This is a genomic window from Buttiauxella selenatireducens, assembly GCF_031432975.1.
In the GTDB taxonomy this organism is placed as follows: domain Bacteria; phylum Pseudomonadota; class Gammaproteobacteria; order Enterobacterales; family Enterobacteriaceae; genus Buttiauxella; species Buttiauxella selenatireducens.
This window is the reverse complement of record NZ_CP133838.1, coordinates 3,372,003-3,390,954: the sequence shown is the minus strand read 5'-3', so window position 1 is coordinate 3,390,954 and position 18,952 is coordinate 3,372,003. Positions and strand designations below refer to the sequence as shown.

Here is an 18,952-nt window from a genome sequence, read left to right as displayed (position 1 = left end):
CTTTTCGCAGGTGCAACCATAAAAAACGTGAGCAAGTGCAACCTCCAGCAAAAAGCTATTTTTTGCGTGGTGAATGTTTTGTGAATAACGTGTTAAATCGTTTGTGAATGGAAAATGCTTCCTGTACGTTATGGTCGCAAACTGGAATGACTATAAATAAACCGCGCTGCGTTCCGGTGCGGTAATACCGGGTATAACCGGTAATAATCTGGAGAACTTGCATGACCATGAGTACACCAATGCTGGTGACCTTCTTCATCTATATCTTTGGCATGATATTGATTGGGTTTATCGCCTGGCGTTCAACCAAAAACTTTGATGACTACATTCTGGGCGGTCGCAGCCTGGGAAGCGTGGTCACCGCATTATCAGCAGGCGCGTCCGACATGAGCGGCTGGCTGTTGATGGGCTTGCCAGGTGCTATCTTCCTTTCCGGTATTTCGGAAAGCTGGATTGCCATCGGTTTGACGGCTGGCGCTTACATTAACTGGAAACTGGTTGCCGGTCGTTTACGTGTTCACACCGAAGTGAACAATAACGCACTGACATTGCCTGATTATTTCACCGGACGTTTTGAAGATAAAAGCCGCATCCTGCGTATTATCTCGGCGTTAGTTATCCTGCTGTTCTTCACCATCTATTGCGCGTCTGGCATCGTGGCGGGAGCACGTCTGTTCGAAAGCACATTCGGCATGAGCTACGAAACCGCATTGTGGGCGGGGGCTGCGGCAACCATCATTTATACCTTCGTGGGTGGCTTCCTGGCAGTAAGCTGGACCGATACCGTGCAGGCGAGCCTGATGATTTTCGCCCTGATCCTGACACCGGTTATGGTGGTGACTGCGGTTGGCGGGTTTGACGATTCCATGGCCGTTATCAAGCAAAAAAGCATTGAAAACGTCGATATGCTGAAAGGCCTGAACTTCGTGGCAATCATCTCGCTGATGGGCTGGGGCCTGGGCTACTTCGGCCAGCCACACATTCTGGCGCGTTTCATGGCGGCAGATTCCCATCACACAATCGTTAACGCGCGTCGCATCAGTATGACGTGGATGATTCTGTGTCTGGGTGGTGCGTGTGCCGTGGGCTTCTTCGGCATTGCATACTTCTCTAATAATCCTTCTTTGGCGGGAGCGGTTAACCAAAACGGCGAACGCGTGTTCATCGAGTTGGCACAACTGCTGTTTAACCCATGGATTGCGGGCATCTTGTTATCTGCCATTTTGGCGGCGGTAATGTCCACGCTGAGCTGCCAGTTGCTGGTGTGCTCCAGTGCAATTACCGAAGACTTGTATAAAGCCTTCTTCCGTAAAAATGCCGGGCAGAAAGAGTTGGTGTGGGTAGGTCGCTTTATGGTGCTGTTGGTTGCCCTCATCGCCATTGCGCTGGCGGCAAACCCTGAAAACCGTGTTCTTGGCCTGGTCAGTTACGCATGGGCAGGTTTCGGTGCGGCGTTTGGCCCGGTAGTGCTGTTCTCGGTCATGTGGTCACGTATGACACGTAATGGCGCGTTAGCCGGGATGATCATCGGTGCGCTGACGGTTATCGTCTGGAAACAATTCGGCTGGTTAGGCCTGTATGAAATCATCCCAGGCTTTGTTTTCGGTAGCATCGGTATTGTGGTGGTTAGCCTGCTGGGCAAAGCGCCAAGTACCTCAATGCAGAAGCGCTTTGCTGATGCTGATGAGATTTATCACACCGCGCCACCGAGCAAATTGCAGGTTGAGTAACAGGGTATCGCTTAACTGAGTTATCTCTCCAGGGCCGCAAAATGCGGCCCTTTTTACATCTGCTTATAAATATCTTAACAATCCGCTTGTGTTTATTTTTGTGGTAATGATAATCACAATCGTTCTGGTTTTACTTTTCTTTACGTCTTTTGACCTGAGTTCACAGTTGGAGTGTCAGGAATGTTTGTTCCGTTTCTCATTATGTTGCGTGAAGGCCTGGAAGCCGCGCTGATTGTTAGTTTGATAGCCAGCTATCTGAAACGCACACAACGCGGCCAATGGATTGGCGTTATGTGGATTGGGGTTGTTGCAGCGGCAGCACTTTGCCTGGGTTTGGGCATCTTCATTAACGAAACTACCGGTGAATTCCCGCAAAAAGAGCAGGAGTTGTTTGAAGGTATCGTCGCGGTTATCGCGGTCTTCATCCTGACCTGGATGGTGTTCTGGATGCGCAAAGTATCGCGCAACGTCAAAGTCCAGTTAGAGCAAGCGGTAGACAACGCATTACACAGCAAAGGTAGCCACGGCTGGGCGCTGATTCTGATGGTGTTCTTTGCCGTCGCGCGTGAAGGGCTGGAGTCGGTCTTCTTTCTACTGGCGGCATTCCAGCAGGACGTCGGCATCATGCCACCGCTCGGGGCTATGCTGGGTCTGGGCACCGCGATTGTGCTCGGTTTCCTGCTGTATTGGGGCGGTATCCGCCTGAATCTCGCTGTCTTCTTTAAATGGACCAGTTTGTTTATTTTGCTGGTGGCGGCAGGCCTTGCTGCGGGTGCGGTGCGCGCATTCCACGAAGCGGGGTTGTGGAACCATTTCCAGGACATCGCTTTTGACCTGAGTAATGTCCTTTCAACGCATTCCCTGACTGGCACGCTGCTTGAAGGCATTTTTGGTTATCAGGAAGCGCCGAGCGTCAGCGAAGTGGCGATGTACTTTATTTACCTGATCCCTGCGCTGGTGCTGTTCTTTATCCCCCCGCGCATGGGCAACCAGGCGACAAATCAGGCTCGTTAATCATCTTGCGGCGAGTATGTCGCCGCTTAGTTACAACATACTGAATTTTTAAAGGGATTGGCCATGACTACACATTTTCGTCGTAAAGCCCTGCATGTAGCGCTGTTTGCGCTGGTTTCTTCAGCCTTCGCCGCGCAGGCTGCGGATGTTCCTCAGGTAAAAGTCACCGTTACCGATAAACAGTGCGAACCGATGAACATCACGGTTAACGCGGGCAAAACTCAGTTCATCATTCAGAACAACAGCCAGAAAGCGCTGGAGTGGGAAATCCTCAAAGGGGTGATGGTCGTTGAAGAGCGCGAAAACATCGCGCCGGGCTTCTCGCAGAAAATGACGGCGAACCTGCAAGCGGGTGAATACGACATGACGTGCGGCCTGCTCAGCAACCCGAAAGGCAAGCTTATCGTTAAAGCGGTAGGCGACCAGGCTGCGCCGAAGAACGATCTGCTGGCGTTGACCGCTCCAATTACCGAATACAAAGCGTATGTGACCGCGCAAATGGTCGAACTGGTTAAAGGCACCAAAGCCTTTACTGATGCGGTAAAAGCGGGCGATATCGAAAAAGCAAAATCCCTGTATGCGCCAACGCGTCAGTATTACGAGCGTATTGAACCGATTGCTGAACTGTTCTCCGATCTCGACGGCAGCATCGATGCCCGTGAAGACGATTACGAGCAGAAAGCGAACGATCCGAAATTCACCGGCTTCCACCGTCTGGAAAAAGCGCTGTTTGGTGATAACTCTACCAAAGGCATGGAAAAATATGCTGATCAGCTGAATACCGACGTGCTGGAGTTGCAAAAGCGTATCTCTGAACTGGCCTTCCCACCAAGCAAAGTTGTCGGCGGCGCTGCGGGTCTGATTGAAGAAGTCGCTGCCAGCAAGATCAGTGGTGAAGAAGATCGCTACAGCCACACCGACCTGTGGGACTTCCAGGCAAACGTTGATGGTGCACAGAAAATCGTGAACTTGCTGCGTCCTGTATTGGCGAAAGACAACGCACCGTTGCTGGCTAAAGTGGATGCCAACTTCAAGAAAGTCGACACTATCCTTGCGAAATATCGCACCAAAGAGGGTTTTGAGACTTATGACAAATTGACTGACGCTGACCGTAATGCGCTGAAAGGGCCGGTAACGGCATTGGCTGAAGATTTGTCGCAACTGCGTGGCGTTCTGGGTCTGGACTAAGTTTGATGGAAGAAAATAGCAAAAGCGGCGTGCATCAACCGGCACGCCGTCGGTTACTGAAAGGGTTGGGCGCACTCGGTGGCGCCCTTGCCGTTACCGGTGGTTGCCCAGTTGCGCACGCGGCAAAACAAGAGACTTCTCCGGGTACGTTGCCGCCTGACGCTCGGATGGAAAAACAACCGTTCTACGGAGTGCATCAGGCCGGCGTGCTCACACCTCAGCAAGCAGCAATGATGCTGGTGGCTTTCGATGTGCTGGCAAGTGACAAAGCTGACCTCGAGCGCTTGTTCAAATTGCTGACTGCGCGTTTCGATTTCCTGACCACGGGCGGCCCGGCACCGGATACACCGAATCCACGGATGCCACCGATGGACTCCGGTATCCTCGGCGCTGAAATCTACCCTGATAACCTGACTATCACGCTGTCGGCGGGAACGTCGCTGTTTGATGAACGCTTTGGTCTGAAAGGGCAGAAGCCGACAAAACTGCAAAAAATGGAACGTTTTTCCAACGATTCCCTGGACGCCAGCTTGTGTCATGGTGATTTGCTTATCCAGATATGCGCGAATACGGCGGACACGGTTATCCACGCGTTGCGCGACATTATCAAACACACGCCAGATTTACTCAGTGTGCGCTGGAAGCGGGAGGGGTTTATCTCCAACCATGCGGCGCGCTCACGTGGCAAAGAAACCCCGATCAACTTGCTCGGTTTTAAAGACGGAACCGCCAATCCAGACAGCAGCAACCAGACGCTGATGGATGAAGTGGTTTGGGTGACCGGCAACCAGCAGGAACCAGCCTGGGCGGTGGGTGGCAGTTACAAAGCGGTGCGCATTATTCAGTTCCACGTTGAGTCATGGGACAGAACGCCACTGAAAGAACAGCAAACCATTTTTGGCCGCGACAAACACAGTGGTGCGCCGTTGGGAATGAAGAATGAGCATGATGAACCTGATTATGCTGCCGACCCCGATGGTAATGTGATTGCGCTGGATGCACATATTCGTCTGGCCAATCCGCGAACCAAAGAGACTCAGTCAAACCTAATGATGCGCCGGGGTTATAGCTATTCGTTGGGCGTTTCCAAATCTGGCCAGCTGGATATGGGATTATTGTTTGTCTGCTTCCAGCATGACCTTGAGAAAGGTTTTCTGGAGGTGCAGCAACGGCTTAACGGTGAGGCGCTGGAAGAGTATGTGAAGCCGATTGGCGGCGGATATTTCTTTGTCCTGCCTGGCGTTAAAGATAATCAGCATTATTTAGGGCAGGGGCTTTTAGAGGCTTGATGCGGTAATTTTTGAAACCACCCTCATCCTAACCTTCTCCCTGAGGGAGAAGGGATCGGGCCGAAGTCGCCAGTGAGAGCAGAGGCTATTATTCTCCCTCTCCTGGGGGAGAGGGTGCACGGATTTCCCCGTCCTGAAGGGGCTCTGATTTCTCCCTCTCCTGGGGGAGAGGGCTGGGGTGAGGGCGTCCCGCACTCCCATAAAACCCCAACTCCTTCTCCTGCTAATTTTTCATTTGCTAACAATTTGCCTGTCTATTATTCATCCAACTTTTAAATAACTATACCTTTGATATAAAAGTGTAATATTTTTATGTCATAAATCTGATTAACGCGTGACGAAACGCGAATGTTGAATTAAAGTAAAATAAGTGTTGCAATTAAGATAAAATTTGATGTATTTAAAGCAAGAGCGGTAGTTCCCGGCTGTGAATTTAAATCACAATGGAGACAGCGCATGGTAGGGTCCTGTACTGGACGATTAAACAAACATCTTACCCGCACCATCCTGTGCGGAGGTCTCTCCTCCGGCTTCGCTATCTTCACCGCTAAAACCTCAAACCCTTCAAAAACTCAGAGTGTCAACGATGCGCTAAGCGGCGTATTTCGTCTAACTGGTGCATCCTCTCAACCGGCAGTTTATGGCTTAAAAGGAAGCCAAACCTCATCCGTTAGTAAGCATAATCGCGTATCTGAAAGTGACGCGGGAAATGAAACCAACTGTAAGGTGCCATCCATGGGAAGACAGAAAGCAGTGATCAAAGCTCGTCGCGAAGCAAAACGTGTGCTGAGACGGGATTCACGTAGCCACAAACAACGTGAAGAGGAATCGGTCACATCGCTTGTGCAGATGAGCGGCGTTGAATCTATCGGCATGGCCAGGGATTGCCGTGATAATTCACCTATAGCAGCGCGAAACGAGGCTCAGCAGCACTATCTTAACGCCATCGAGAAAAAGCAGCTGATATTCGCCACCGGCGAAGCAGGTTGCGGCAAGACGTATATCAGTGCGGCGAAAGCCGCTGAGGCCCTGATACATAAGGATGTCGACAGGATAATTGTTACCCGCCCGGTTCTGCAAGCTGACGAAGATCTCGGCTTCTTACCTGGGGATATTTCGGAAAAATTCGCCCCTTATTTCCGCCCGGTCTATGACATCCTGGTGCGACGTTTAGGGTCGTCTTTCATGCAGTACTGCCTGCGTCCCGAAATTGGCAAAGTAGAAATCGCGCCGTTCGCCTATATGCGCGGACGTACCTTCGAAAATGCGGTGGTTATTCTTGATGAGGCGCAGAATGTCACCGCAGCGCAAATGAAAATGTTCTTAACGCGCCTTGGGGAAAACGTGACGGTGATCGTCAATGGCGATATCACGCAATGTGATTTGCCTCGGGGTGTTCAGTCCGGCCTGAGTGATGCTCTGGCACGTTTTGAAGAAGATGAGATGATCGGCATTGTCCAATTTGGCAAACAAGATTGTGTGCGCTCAGCCCTTTGCCAGCGCACGTTGAATGCCTACGACTGATTTCTGGTGTGATAGATTCGTAAAGCCCAAACTCTGTTTGGGCTTTTTTCTTTGCGCGAATTATTTGCCCAAAATGTGAAGGGTATCAAAACGGATGGTCAAGGAGAGACAATTTTAGGTTCTGCAAAATTATTCCCAGCCAGATTGTTGCCGTATACTTATTCCAACCAGAAACAATCAGAACTTATCAATGATTTGCTTTTGCAGGTGTGCTGACATTCGACATGCAGGTTATTGCAACGTGAGGAAACTATTATGACTAAAAAACGTATTTACCTATTTTGTTCTGCCGGTATGTCCACTTCATTACTTGTATCAAAAATGAAGGCGCAGGCAGAGAAGTATGAAGTCCCTGTTGTTATTGAAGCCTGGCCAGAAACTCTGGCGGCGGAAAAAGGCAAGGATGCAGATTTGGTATTACTTGGACCACAAATCGCTTACATGCTTCCAGAAATTCAAAAAGTATTACCGGGTAAGACAGTCGAAGTTATTGATTCGGCAATGTACGGCAAAATTGATGGTTTGGGCGTGCTTAAAGCAGCCGTCGCATCGATCAAGAAAGCAGCAGCTAATTAATTTTTTTTATTGTTTTATTTTTCCGTCAAAGAACGACCTTACACAACCTGGCCGCAAGTATCTTGCGGCAATAAAGGAAATTACAAATGAGTAAAGTCATTGATTCACTTGAGAAGATATTGCTTCCTTTCGCAGTGAAAATTGGGAAGCAACCGCACGTCAACGCAATTAAAAATGGTTTCATCAAATTAATGCCATTGACCCTTGCCGGGGCCATGTTTGTATTAATCAATAACGTCTTTCTGAGTTTTGGCGCCGGTTCCTTTTTCTATTCCTTAGGTATTCGCTTAGATCCCTCGACCATTGAAACTCTTAATGGGTTAAAAGCCATTGGCGGCAATGTGTATAACGGCACATTGGGTATTATGTCGCTAATGGCTCCTTTTTTCATAGGTATGGCGCTTGCCGAGGAACGTAAAGTTGACCCCCTTGCTGCCGGTTTATTATCCGTTGCAGCATTTATGACCGTAACACCTTATAGCGTTGGTGAAGCTTATGCTGTTGGTGCTAACTGGTTAGGTGGTCAGAATATTATTTCCGGTATTGTTATTGGCCTCGTCGTTGCGGAACTCTTTACGTTTGTTATCCGCCGCAATTGGGTTATTACTTTGCCAGATAGCGTGCCGACTTCGGTATCGCGTTCTTTCTCTGCTTTAATTCCAGGCTTTATTATCCTGTCTATTTTCGGGATTATTTCCTGGCTGCTGGCGAATCACGGTAGCAACTTCCACCAGATCATTATGGATTCCATCTCTACGCCGCTGGCGTCGATGGGTGCAGTAGTGGGCTGGGCGTACGTGATTTTCAACTCCCTGCTGTGGTTCTTTGGTGTGCATGGTTCACTGGCGCTTACCGCGCTGGACAACGGCATCATGACCCCATGGGCGCTGGAAAACATCGCAATTTACAACCAGTATGGTTCAGTTCAGGCAGCACTGGATGCAGGCAAACAGTTCCACTTCTGGGCTAAACCAATGCTCGACTCCTACATCCTGTTGGGTGGTTCTGGTGCGACACTGGGTCTGATTATCGCCATCTTTATCGCTTCACGCCGTGCGGATCACCGTCAGGTTGCGAAACTGGCACTGCCATCAGGCATCTTCCAGATTAACGAACCTATCCTGTTCGGTCTGCCAATCATCATGAACCCGGTTATGTTTATCCCGTTCGTGCTGGTTCAACCGATTCTGGCAGCCATCACGCTTGCGGCTTACTCGCTAGGCATCATTCCACCGGTCACCAACCTGGCACCGTGGACCATGCCAACCGGCTTAGGCGCCTTCTTTAACAGTAACGGCAGTATCGCAGCCCTGTTAGTCGCTCTGTTTAACCTGGGTGTCGCAACAATGGTTTACATGCCATTTGTTATCCTGTCGAACAAAGCGCAGGCGGTTATTGAAGAAGAAGAAAGTGAAGAAGATATTGCTAACGCACTGAAATTCTAATCTTAAATTCTGAATAGTTTTGGCTGGGGATAACCCCCTTATCCCCAGCCACTTTAAAAGTACCGGGAGAGAGTTTGATGTTTAACTTAGATAACGCTGTAGATAATGAAGTCGATACCAACGACCTTGAAGAAGTTGTAATGGGTTTAATCATCAATTCCGGCCAGGCGCGCAGCCTTGCGTATGCAGCACTGAAAATCGCTAAAGCAGGCGATTTTGAAAAAGCCTGGGAATTGATGGGGCAGTCTCGTGAAGCGCTGAATGAAGCCCACCTGGTGCAAACTAAACTGATTGAAGGTGACCAGGGCGAAGGCAAAACCAAAGTTAGTCTGGTGCTGGTTCATGCACAAGATCACCTGATGACCTCCATGCTGGCACGTGAGTTGGTCACAGAACTTATTGAGCTTCATGAAAAAATAAAATAAGTTGGAGTCCCTTATGCAGCCACCGGTAATCAGTATGGAAATCAGTACGGCACGTGAGAGTCAACTTTTTGATGGTCAACATTTCCACATGTTCATCCACAACAAAGTCGAAAGTGTCTCCGGGCTGCACCAACATGATTATTATGAGTTCACGGTGGTACTAACCGGGCGTTATTACCAGGAAATTAACGGTAAGCGCGTGCTGCTGGAAAGAGGAAGTTTTGTTTTCATTCCGCTGGGTTCTTATCATCAAAGCTTTTATGACTTTGGTGCTACCCGGATCCTGAATGTCGGTATCAGCAAGGCTTTTTTTGAACAGCATTATTTACCGTTATTTCCAGCCTATTTTATTGCTTCACAGGTTTATCAGATTAAGAACGAATTTCTGACTTATATTGAATCTGTGACGGCCTCATTAAACTTCCGTCAGGGTGAGTTTAATGAATTTCTTGAGATGGTGACGTTTTATATTGTTAATCGTCTGCGCCATCATAAAGAATCAGAATCAGGGGGGGATATTCCCGCCTGGCTGAAAAACACCGTTGAGCAGATGCATGGTAAATCAATGTTCGGTGATAAAGCATTAGTGAACATGGTTGAGTTGTCTGGAAAGTCGCAGGAGTACTTAACCCGCGCCACACAACGCCATTACGGTAAAACACCGATGCAAATTATCAATGAGATAAGAATTAATTTTGCCAAGAAACAACTGGAGATTACCAACTATTCTGTCACCGATATCGCTTTCGAGTCAGGTTACAGTAGCGCCAGTATGTTTATTAAAAACTTTAAAAAGTTAACGTCATTTACACCGCAGCATTATCGGAAGCAGTTATACAGCATTAAATAATCTGTATATGTATTAGTGAGGGTTGGGAATTAATTCTGGCATATTCATGCCATGAATAACCTTCAATAATACATCTATATCTCTGCCTTAATTAAAGTGCAATCGGAGTCCCTATGAGTAAAAAATTGAAAGTCGTCACAATTGGTGGTGGGAGCAGCTATACCCCTGAATTACTCGAAGGTTTTATTAAACGTTACGAAGAATTGCCGATCACTGAATTATGGTTGGTCGATGTTGAGGCCGGTAAAGAGAAACAAGATATTATCTTTGATCTTTGCTTGCGCATGATTGAACGCGCTGGTGTGCCGATTGCGCTATATAAAACCCTCGATCGTCGCGAAGCGCTGGTGGATGCCGACTTTGTTACCACGCAATTGCGTGTTGGCCAACTGAAAGCCCGTGAACTCGATGAGCGCATTCCGCTGGGTTACGGCTACTTAGGTCAGGAAACAAACGGGGCAGGCGGTTTGTTTAAAGGCCTGCGTACTATTCCCGTGATTTTTGACATTATTAACGACGTGAAAGAAATCTGCCCTGACGCGTGGGTGATTAACTTCACCAACCCGGCCGGCATGGTGACTGAAGCCGTGTATCGCCACACCGATTTCAAGAAATTCATTGGCGTGTGCAACATCCCAGTGGGCATGAAAATGTTCATTAAAGATGTGTTAAAACTCAAGCCAACCGATGAATTGAATATCGACTTGTTCGGTCTGAACCACATGGTGTTCATCAGAGATGTGCTGGTCAACGGAACCTCTCGCTTTGACGAACTGCTGGATGGCGTGGCCGCCGGTACACTGACCGCGGGCTCGGTGAAAAACATCTTTGATCTGCCATTCAGCGAAGGCTTGATTCGTTCCTTGCGTCTGCTGCCATGCTCTTATTTGCTCTACTACTTTAAGCAAAAAGAGATGCTGGCTATCGAAATGGGTGAATTCTACAAAGGCGGCGCGCGAGCAACTGTCGTTCAGAAAGTGGAAAAGCAACTGTTCGAGCTGTACAAAGATCCGGCGCTGAATGTTAAACCGAAAGAACTGGAGCTGCGTGGTGGGGCTTACTATTCTGACGCGGCTTGTGAAGTGATCAGCGACATCTATAACGACAAGCAAAGCGAGCATTACGTTAACGTGCCGCATCACGGCCATGTTGATAATATTCCAGCTGATTGGGCGGTCGAAATGACCTGTACTATCGGTCGCGATGGCGCAACGCCGAGTTCGCGCATCACCCATTTTGATGAAAAAGTGTTGGGCCTGATTTACACCATCAAAGGTTTTGAAGTTGCGGCAAGCGAAGCGGCTTTGAGCGGTAACTTTAACGATGTGCTACTGGCGCTGAACTTGAGCCCACTCATCCATTCCGACAAAGATGCTGAGAAAATTGCCCGCGACATGCTGCTCGCGCACGAAGCAAATCTACCAAACTTTGCGCAGGCAATCGCTGCACTTAAATAACTGGAGGCCTTCCCTTACCGGGGAAGGCAGCCTACCGAGGCGACAATGGATAAGTTATTAATTGTTAACGCGGACGATTTTGGGCTTTGCAAAGCGCAAAATTATGGAATTATCGATGCTTACATCAACGGTGTGGTGACATCGACCACCGCGATGGTTAACGCTCATGGCATCGAACATGCCGTTGCGTTAAGTGCTAAACATCCTGGACTGGCGATTGGCATGCACTTTGTGCTGACGCTAGGGCGCCCGATATCGGCTATGCCGGGGCTGACGGATGAAAAGGGCGAGTTAGGGAAATGGATTTGGCAACGTGCCGAAGAAAACACCTTACCGCTGGCAGAAATTGAACACGAGCTGGCATGCCAGTTTGCGAGATTCATCGAATTATTTGGTCGTGCGCCGACGCACATCGACAGCCATCACCATGTCCATATGATCCCGCAGATCTATTCAATTGTTGAAGCCTTCGCGAAGGCGAAAGGTCTTCCAGTACGCTTTGACTACGATGCGGCCAGAACGGGTGAGATTGAGCTGCACGGAGTTAAAACTACGCAAGGTTTTGATAGCGGCTTTTATGGTGAGCAAATAACGGAATCGCTGTTTCTCGATACGTTAGAGAGATCAATGACTCGAGGTGAGCAATCGTTAGAGGTGATGTGTCATCCTTCGTTTATCGATAACACGATTCTTGCCAGCAAGTACTGTTATCCGCGCCTGGCTGAACTGGATGTCTTAACTTCCGCTTCGCTTAAATATGCGATTGCAGAACGCGGGTATCGCCTGGGAACGTTCAAAGATCTGTAATCTTAGTCGTGGTGGAGCAGTGATTTAGCCCAACGGCGAGGTGTCATACCCGAACTTAGGTTCGGGTTTTTTTTGTCTTTTTGGGCAGGCTATAAACGAAAAAAAAGCCCGTATTTTCATACGAGCTCTTCTTTAAATGTGGCGGTGAGAGAGGGGCTGACTGGGCTACGCTTGCCCTTCGGGCGTCATGGTCGCAAGCGCCCCTGACGCCCAAATGCTAAAGCATTTGTCGAACCTCGGGTCGAGGGTTCTCACCCGTCTCTCCACGGGTTACGGGCGAAAAAAAAGTCTGAACGTTAGTTCAGACTTTCTCTTGGAATGTGGCGGTGAGAGAGGGGTTCGAACCCTCGATACGTTGCCGTATACACACTTTCCAGGCGTGCTCCTTCAGCCACTCGGACACCTCACCGTTTTGTTTCTGTTGCCAACTTCAGGGGGCAACGGGGCGCTACTATAGGGTCTCAACCCTATTCGGTCAAGTTTAATCTTCGGTTTACGAATCGTTCGGTTAAGGTGTGAACGATACTGAATTTAAGGCGAAAAAAAAGCCCGTATTTCCATACGAGCTCTTCTTTAAATATGGCGGTGAGAGAGGGGTTCGAACCCTCGATACGTTGCCGTATACACACTTTCCAGGCGTGCTCCTTCAGCCACTCGGACACCTCACCGTTTTGTTGTTCCTGACCTCCGGAACGGGCGCTAATGTAGGGAAATCTGCGGGCTGCGTCAATTCACTTTTCGAAAAATCGGCGCGTTTAGCCAAACTTCAAACAACTTGCTTCTTAAAACAGCAAAGCGTGGTGATTTTTTATTAGATTCATCTAATGTATTGTTAAACGCTGCGCGTAAGTCTAAGAATAAATGGAGAAAGCATGGACATCATTTTTCATCACCCGACATTTGATACTCAATTTTGGCTCGACGGTATGCAACAGCAACTTCCAGGTGCCACGGTTCGCCAGTGGCATCCCGGTGATAACCAACCCGCTGATTACGCGCTGGTTTGGCATCCACCTGTGGAGATGCTCAGTGGACGTCGTGAGCTCAAAGGCGTGTTCGCGTTAGGGGCGGGTGTAGATTCTATTTTGAGTAAGCTGCAAGCGCATCCTGATATGTTGCCTGATGGTGTGCCGTTATTTCGCCTCGAAGACACTGGAATGGCGCTGCAAATGCAGGAATACGCTGTCAGCCAGGTGCTGCATTGGTTCCGCCGATTTGATGACTATCAGGCCTTAAAGCAGCAGGCTAAATGGCAACCGCTGGAAGATTATCGCCGTGAAGACTTTACCATTGGGTTGCTCGGTGCCGGTGTTTTAGGCGGGAAAGTGGCTGAAAGCCTTGCTGCCTGGGGGTTCCCGGTGCGTTGCTGGAGCCGCAGTAAGAAAAACTATCCAGGTGTCACAAGTTACGCCGGCACAGAAGAGTTGAGTGCTTTCCTTAATGGCACGCGCGTGTTAATCAACCTGTTACCGAATACGCCACAAACCGTGGGCATCATCAACAGCCAACTGCTTGAGCAGCTGGCCGATGAGGCGTTTATCATGAACCTTGCTCGTGGTGTGCATCTGGTCGAAAACGATCTGCTGGCGGCACTTGAGAGCGGCAAAGTGAAAGGCGCGATGCTCGACGTGTTCGCGAAAGAACCTCTCCCTGCAAATAGCCCTTTGTGGAAACATCCTCGCATTGCCATCACACCGCACCTGGCTGCGGTGACTCGGCCGCTGGAAGCAATGGAATATATTGCGAAAACCATTCGTGAAATTGAAAAGGGTGAGTCCCCGAGCGGGCAGGTCTCTTTGCATAACGGTTATTAATACTATGCCCGGCTGGCGCCGGGCTAAAAAACAACGGTGATAACTGCTATCCTTGCGGGAAAGAGATAAAAGGAGAGAGCCATGTATCCCGTTGACCTGCATATGCACACCGTCGCCAGTACCCATGCTTACAGTACCCTTCATGACTACATTGCAATGGCGAAAAGCAAAGGTATCAAACTGTTTGCTATCACCGACCATGGGCCGGACATGGCTGATGCCCCGCATTACTGGCATTTTGTGAACATGCGTATTTGGCCGCGAATGGTTGATGGCGTTGGTATTCTGCGTGGTATTGAAGCGAATATTAAAAATATCGCCGGGGAAATTGACTGTACTGGCCCAATGCTGGATTCACTGGATCTGATTATTGCCGGTTTTCATGAGCCTGTTTTTCCTCCAACAGATAGCGCTACCCACACTGAGGCAATGATCGCGGCAATGGCGAGCGGCAACGTTCACATCATTAGCCATCCGGGTAACCCGAAATTCCCGGTCGACATTCCTGCCATTGCCCAAGCGGCAGCAAAATATAATGTCGCGCTGGAGTTGAATAACTCTTCATTTACTCATTCGCGTAAGGGGAGTGCCCCGAACTGTCGTGCTATCGCTGCCGCAGTGCGTGATGCCGGTGGCTGGTTATCGCTAGGGTCTGATTCTCATACTGCATTTACCCTTGGGGATTTCGATGAATGCCGCAAAATTCTGGCAGAAGTTGAGTTCCCGGAAGACCGCATTCTCAATGTTTCAGTGCGTCGTATGCTGGGCTTCCTTGAATCCCGCGGCATGACGCCCATTGAAGAGTTCGCCTTACTGTAGTTTTTACTTAACAAATCTCTACTAAATGGACCGTTAGCATGAATGAGTTTTCAATTATTTGCCGCATTTTAGGATCACTGTTTTACCGTCAACCTCAGGACCCGCTTTTGGTTCCATTATTGACGATGATCCGCGAAGGCAAACTGGCTGAACATTGGCCGCTTGAGCAGGAGGAATTACTGACTCGCCTGCAACAAAGCTGCGATCCTCAGCAACTCGCAGCCGATTACAATGCGATGTTTGTGGGCGAAGAGTGCAGCGTACCGCCGTATCGTTCAGCGTGGGAAGCGGGCAGCCATGAAGGCGAAGTTCGTGAATTTCTGAAACAACGTGGAATGCCGCTTGCAGACACACCTGCGGATCATTTTGGCACCTTGCTGCTGGCAGCCTCGTGGCTGGAAGATCAATCACAAGAAGATGAGTTTGAAGCCCAGATTCGTTTATTTGATGATTACCTGATGCCATGGTGTGGCACTTTCCTCGGGAAAGTTGAAGCGCACTCCACCACTGCGTTTTACCGCACGTTGGCGTTAATTAGCCGTGAAGCCATTCAGGCAATGCGCGACGAGCTTGAAGAAGAGAGTGATGAATAAACAAATGTGATTTAAGTCACATTTGAAATGTAACACTGCTTTCTGATTTACAAAAAATGTGCGGTAGATCGTGGTCGAGCCATAAGGCTCTGCTATGATATGCCGCTATGAACATACTTATTTCTCTGGCATTGACCACCGGTATTCTCTCAGGCCTCTGGGGTTGGGTTGCGGTGAGTCTCGGCCTTCTCAGTTGGGCAGGGTTCCTCGGTTGTACTGCGTACTTTGCGTGTCCGCAGGGCGGAATCAAGGGGCTTTTCATTTCTGCATGCACGTTATCTAGCGGCGTACTGTGGGCGCAGGTGATCATCCACGGCAGTGCACTGGCACCGCATCTGGAGATCCTGGGCTATATGGTTACGGGCGTCGTGGCATTTTTGATGTGCGTTCAGGCTAAACACATGCTGTTGTCATTCGTGCCAGGGACTTTTATTGGTGCGTGCGCGACCTTTGCAAACCAGGGCGAATGGCGCATTGTCGTTCCGTCTTTGCTGCTGGGTTTGGTGTTCGGCTTTGCGATGAAAAACAGCGGATTATGGCTGGCGGCGCGAAAAACGAAATCTGAGCCCGGGTGATAGCCGAGTAAATAAAAAACCAGCCACAAAGGCTGGTTTTTTTATGCCTGAATCGTTATCAGGATTCAGGAGGGACCGACATCTCTCTGTATTTCGCCAGTATCGGGTTGTTAATATCTTTCGGATTCTGTAGATCCCACAAGCCGCGGTTAATACCATCATTAACCAGATAAATAACCCCTGTTTCTATTGCAGACATCAGACACATCATGACAGGTTCATTGGTGGTGTAGCCAATTTCACCTTCCAGCAGCCGTTGGTAATCAACGAAACGGAATACCCCAGCCTGGACTTCATAAGACAAGATAGTTTTACTGGTGTTGACCGAAGACAACACTTCACCGGTGCTCACATTGACCACACGCAAGTTCACTGCAATCTGATCAAGCTGGTATTGGGTTTCACCACCGATACCAAAATACCGTGCACCCACACCACCCGATTTCACATTACTTTCATAACCAATAATGGACCCTTCAACCATGACGTTTGCTGCTATCAGCGAATCTAACGGTCTACGGTTGTTTTCAGCAACGGTGCCATTTTCCTGGGCTGCACGAATGATCTTGCGTTCGTTCAACAGGTTCTGCAAACCCTGACGTTCCAATGGAACAAACCAGCGTGAGTCTTTTAATGCCGTGACCAACATAGAAGTCGCACTCTGTGGCACAGCGGTTGAGAAGTTACTTGCTGGATAAGGTTTAAATTGCCCCGTTTCATCCTGAATATTGTAAACAGAGACAAAAAGCTTACCTTTAGATTCCGGCAAATGGGTTAAATCACGATAACTTTGCGCGCGAGGCAAAAGTGTAGGTTTCGCAGCTTCTTTAGGTGGTGCCGTTAAACAACCACTTAATAAACACACTGCTACGATGAGAAGTAAACGCTGCATGATGTTTATCCTTAAATACTTTTTGATTATTTAATTCCCACTAGAAGTCAGTGGAATTATTTTGTAAGCCTGCAACCTGTATAGTCGATACTTTTCCTGTTTTGCGGTCGGTTACATTTAACTGCAACTGCCCGTCAGTGTTAGCAATATCGACGATGAAATCATTCGTGACCATGCGACCGGGTTTGCCGGTATTAATGTTGCTAAGCAACCCGCCAAGAAGCTGAGACTGAATAGCCTGAGTAAAGTTATCCAGGGCGGAAGGGGTTTCAATGCCAAAGTTGTCATCAAAACTGGGGTCTTTATACGAGTTCTGTGCCTGTGCCGAGTTAAGTAAAAAAGCGCCGTTATTAGGGTTTCCACCGAAATTTGGGTTGGTAAACTGGAACGTCATATTTCCGCCCCACGCCAGGGGCGAAATTAGCAGTAAAGACAAAACTGCATGAGTAACACGCATGACAGCCTCCTAAAATTCATCGCTAGTTAAATCGCCAGTACTTAACAATGTTTTGTCAATTTGCCGGCGATTAATCGCTTCTTCGGTTTGAACCAGTGCGACATTGACGTTGCGGTCAAAATCACGTTTTGAGGGGAATAAAAAGGCCTGATAAATCACATCCTGATCGACGGTAATGGTTATCCAGCTCCCCCAACGTGCACTGGGTCGCTCATTTATCGTTAAATTTCCAGTAAAACTGCTTTCCCACTTATCACTAAACTCACGATAGAAGTCGTGTCCCACGGACGAAACGGTGTGATCCGTTAATAATCCGGGAACTTCAACTTCGACGGCGCGAGCGCCCCCGGAGGCGCAAATGAGTACTGACGCCAGCAGTAAAGCAGTTTTTAATTTCATCGCTTTATCGCCTGAGGTTATCGTTTGCCCATGAAACCGCCTGAGTGCGGTTCTTTACGGATATTTTTTTGAACAAATTATAGAGATGTGTTTTTACCGTGTTTTCACTTATAAATAGCGACTGAGCAATTTCGATATTCGACGCCCCAATGCGCAATTTATTAAGTATTTCCTTTTCACGGTGAGTCAAAAGAGAGGACTCGACGTTATTGAAACGATAATTTCCTGAGTGATTAATCAGATAACTGGCTAATTTTTGCGAGAAGTAGCATTCGCCAGCCATAACGCCGCGAATTCCTTCCACCACACGTGGCTCTTCCTCAGACATGTAAAACACGCCATTAATATGTGGCCAGTTTTCGATATCACGGAATTGATACTCTTCAGGAGTGTTTAATAACAACAACTTAATACTGTTATGTTTACGACTCAAGTTATCTTGCCAATAGTTAATCAGCTTTTTATCGGCTTCAACCATATCAAAAAGTACGACAACATTACCCACGACATCTTCCAGAGAGCGTTGAATATTATGCAGTTTCCCATTGATAGAGAGTGAAGACTTTAGATGCTGTAATAACGCAGTTGCTTGTAGCGAGGGTTTAGTGATCAACAATAAAGTTTGAGCATTTAACGCCTGGCTATTCATAGTATGGACTTCATTAAACATGATGAAACCCCATCCGAGTTTGCGCATCAATCAGCTGAATTAACAGAAAGTTAATTCACCAGAGGTACTGATAGATGCTGCACTGCTGTGTTTGAATTAATGTTACACAGTCAAATGACGCTAAATTACGTCCTGACTTATTGTGTTAAACAAAATGTTACTGCTGATTTCAATCTAGCGGTTACTAATCTTAAAGCAAGTGTTAAAGATGATACAAAATGTAACATTAGATATTAAAGTGTTTCGTTGAAGCGTTTTTTCTATTTAGTTTTAATACTAAAGTTGTACAGGATTAATAATTTGCATAATTTTAAAACTCATACAAATGATTTTATCTCATTGTTTTTAATGGATTAATCGTTGGGTATTTTTTGTGGTTTGAAACTTAACATATGTAAAATGATGCCGTTACATTCTCAATTGGGGCA

The 18,952-nt window shown here is 48.1% G+C and carries 19 protein-coding genes and 2 tRNA genes; 15 read left to right on the top strand and 6 right to left on the bottom strand.

All coding sequences use genetic code 11. The features are described from left to right. Nucleotides 1-221: 221 nt before the first annotated feature. From putP to chbG, 11 genes are all read left to right on the top strand, one after another. A complete protein-coding gene (gene putP, locus RHD99_RS15740) occupies nt 222-1,730 on the top strand; it encodes a sodium/proline symporter PutP (protein ID WP_309875073.1) in 1,509 nt (502 codons plus the stop codon). A gap of 180 nt (nt 1,731-1,910) precedes the next feature. Next, nucleotides 1,911-2,744, top strand: coding sequence for an iron uptake transporter permease EfeU (gene efeU, locus RHD99_RS15735; RefSeq protein ID WP_183273195.1), 834 nt, complete (start codon nt 1,911-1,913; stop codon nt 2,742-2,744). A 63-nt stretch (nt 2,745-2,807) separates the two neighbouring features. Continuing rightward, a complete protein-coding gene (gene efeO, locus RHD99_RS15730) occupies nt 2,808-3,932 on the top strand; it encodes an iron uptake system protein EfeO (protein WP_183273196.1) in 1,125 nt (374 codons plus the stop codon). Nucleotides 3,933-3,937: 5 nt separating this feature from the next. Beyond that, the gene (gene efeB / locus RHD99_RS15725) at nt 3,938-5,221 is read left to right on the top strand and encodes an iron uptake transporter deferrochelatase/peroxidase subunit (protein ID WP_309875070.1); all 1,284 of its coding nucleotides are present in this window, start codon (nt 3,938-3,940) and stop codon (nt 5,219-5,221) included. A 735-nt stretch (nt 5,222-5,956) separates the two neighbouring features. Continuing rightward, a complete protein-coding gene (gene phoH / locus RHD99_RS15720; RefSeq protein WP_183273198.1) occupies nt 5,957-6,745 on the top strand; it encodes a phosphate starvation-inducible protein PhoH in 789 nt (262 codons plus the stop codon). A gap of 255 nt (nt 6,746-7,000) precedes the next feature. Then, nucleotides 7,001-7,321, top strand: coding sequence for a PTS sugar transporter subunit IIB (locus RHD99_RS15715; RefSeq protein ID WP_309875067.1), 321 nt, complete (start codon nt 7,001-7,003; stop codon nt 7,319-7,321). Nucleotides 7,322-7,407: 86 nt separating this feature from the next. Then, nucleotides 7,408-8,766 (top strand): PTS N,N'-diacetylchitobiose transporter subunit IIC, encoded by a 1,359-nt coding sequence (gene chbC / locus RHD99_RS15710; protein ID WP_309875066.1) that lies wholly within the window; start codon nt 7,408-7,410, stop codon nt 8,764-8,766. A 77-nt stretch (nt 8,767-8,843) separates the two neighbouring features. Beyond that, nucleotides 8,844-9,191 carry a PTS N,N'-diacetylchitobiose transporter subunit IIA gene (chbA, locus tag RHD99_RS15705; RefSeq protein WP_183273201.1) on the top strand — a complete coding sequence of 116 codons (348 nt, stop codon included), beginning with the start codon at nt 8,844-8,846 and terminating at the stop codon, nt 9,189-9,191. A 13-nt stretch (nt 9,192-9,204) separates the two neighbouring features. Continuing rightward, nucleotides 9,205-10,041 carry a transcriptional regulator ChbR gene (gene chbR, locus RHD99_RS15700; protein ID WP_183273202.1) on the top strand — a complete coding sequence of 279 codons (837 nt, stop codon included), beginning with the start codon at nt 9,205-9,207 and terminating at the stop codon, nt 10,039-10,041. A 113-nt stretch (nt 10,042-10,154) separates the two neighbouring features. Continuing rightward, nucleotides 10,155-11,498, top strand: coding sequence for a 6-phospho-beta-glucosidase (locus RHD99_RS15695; protein ID WP_270139404.1), 1,344 nt, complete (start codon nt 10,155-10,157; stop codon nt 11,496-11,498). 45 nt (nt 11,499-11,543) lie between these two features. Continuing rightward, complete coding sequence (gene chbG, locus RHD99_RS15690) at nt 11,544-12,305, top strand: chitin disaccharide deacetylase (protein WP_309875060.1); 762 nt, start codon at nt 11,544-11,546, stop codon at nt 12,303-12,305. Between the two features lie 321 nt (nt 12,306-12,626). Here chbG and RHD99_RS15685 read toward each other — a convergent pair. Both RHD99_RS15685 and RHD99_RS15680 read right to left on the bottom strand, forming a co-directional pair. After that, a tRNA-Ser gene (locus RHD99_RS15685) sits at nt 12,627-12,714 on the bottom strand. Between the two features lie 171 nt (nt 12,715-12,885). Further along, nucleotides 12,886-12,973 (bottom strand) — tRNA-Ser (locus RHD99_RS15680). Between the two features lie 204 nt (nt 12,974-13,177). On the opposite strand from RHD99_RS15680, the gene ghrA reads away from it, so the two are divergent. The 4 genes from ghrA (at nt 13,178) to RHD99_RS15660 (ending at nt 16,106) form a co-directional block, all read left to right on the top strand. Continuing rightward, on the top strand, nt 13,178-14,119 hold the full coding sequence (ghrA, locus tag RHD99_RS15675) for a glyoxylate/hydroxypyruvate reductase GhrA (protein WP_309875058.1): 942 nt from the start codon (nt 13,178-13,180) through the stop codon (nt 14,117-14,119). Between the two features lie 81 nt (nt 14,120-14,200). After that, the gene (locus RHD99_RS15670; RefSeq protein WP_183273206.1) at nt 14,201-14,938 is read left to right on the top strand and encodes a phosphatase; all 738 of its coding nucleotides are present in this window, start codon (nt 14,201-14,203) and stop codon (nt 14,936-14,938) included. Between the two features lie 38 nt (nt 14,939-14,976). Beyond that, nucleotides 14,977-15,531, top strand: coding sequence for a TorD/DmsD family molecular chaperone (locus RHD99_RS15665; protein WP_270139400.1), 555 nt, complete (start codon nt 14,977-14,979; stop codon nt 15,529-15,531). A 107-nt stretch (nt 15,532-15,638) separates the two neighbouring features. Continuing rightward, the gene (locus RHD99_RS15660) at nt 15,639-16,106 is read left to right on the top strand and encodes a DUF1097 domain-containing protein (protein WP_309875053.1); all 468 of its coding nucleotides are present in this window, start codon (nt 15,639-15,641) and stop codon (nt 16,104-16,106) included. 58 nt (nt 16,107-16,164) lie between these two features. Here the strand turns inward: RHD99_RS15660 and csgG are convergent, their stop codons facing one another. From csgG to csgD, 4 genes are read right to left on the bottom strand one after another with little or no spacing between them, the layout of a single operon-like run. Continuing rightward, nucleotides 16,165-16,998: a curli production assembly/transport protein CsgG gene (csgG, locus tag RHD99_RS15655; protein ID WP_183271965.1), complete on the bottom strand. Its 834-nt coding sequence runs from the start codon at nt 16,996-16,998 to the stop codon at nt 16,165-16,167. Between the two features lie 40 nt (nt 16,999-17,038). Next, nucleotides 17,039-17,455, bottom strand: coding sequence for a curli production assembly/transport protein CsgF (gene csgF, locus RHD99_RS15650; protein WP_309875051.1), 417 nt, complete (start codon nt 17,453-17,455; stop codon nt 17,039-17,041). Nucleotides 17,456-17,464: 9 nt separating this feature from the next. Continuing rightward, nucleotides 17,465-17,854, bottom strand: a complete 390-nt coding sequence (gene csgE, locus RHD99_RS15645) for a curli production assembly/transport protein CsgE (RefSeq protein ID WP_270139396.1) — start codon at nt 17,852-17,854, stop codon at nt 17,465-17,467. Between the two features lie 4 nt (nt 17,855-17,858). Beyond that, nucleotides 17,859-18,524 (bottom strand): biofilm master transcriptional regulator CsgD, encoded by a 666-nt coding sequence (gene csgD / locus RHD99_RS15640; protein WP_183271962.1) that lies wholly within the window; start codon nt 18,522-18,524, stop codon nt 17,859-17,861. Nucleotides 18,525-18,952: the final 428 nt, after the last annotated feature.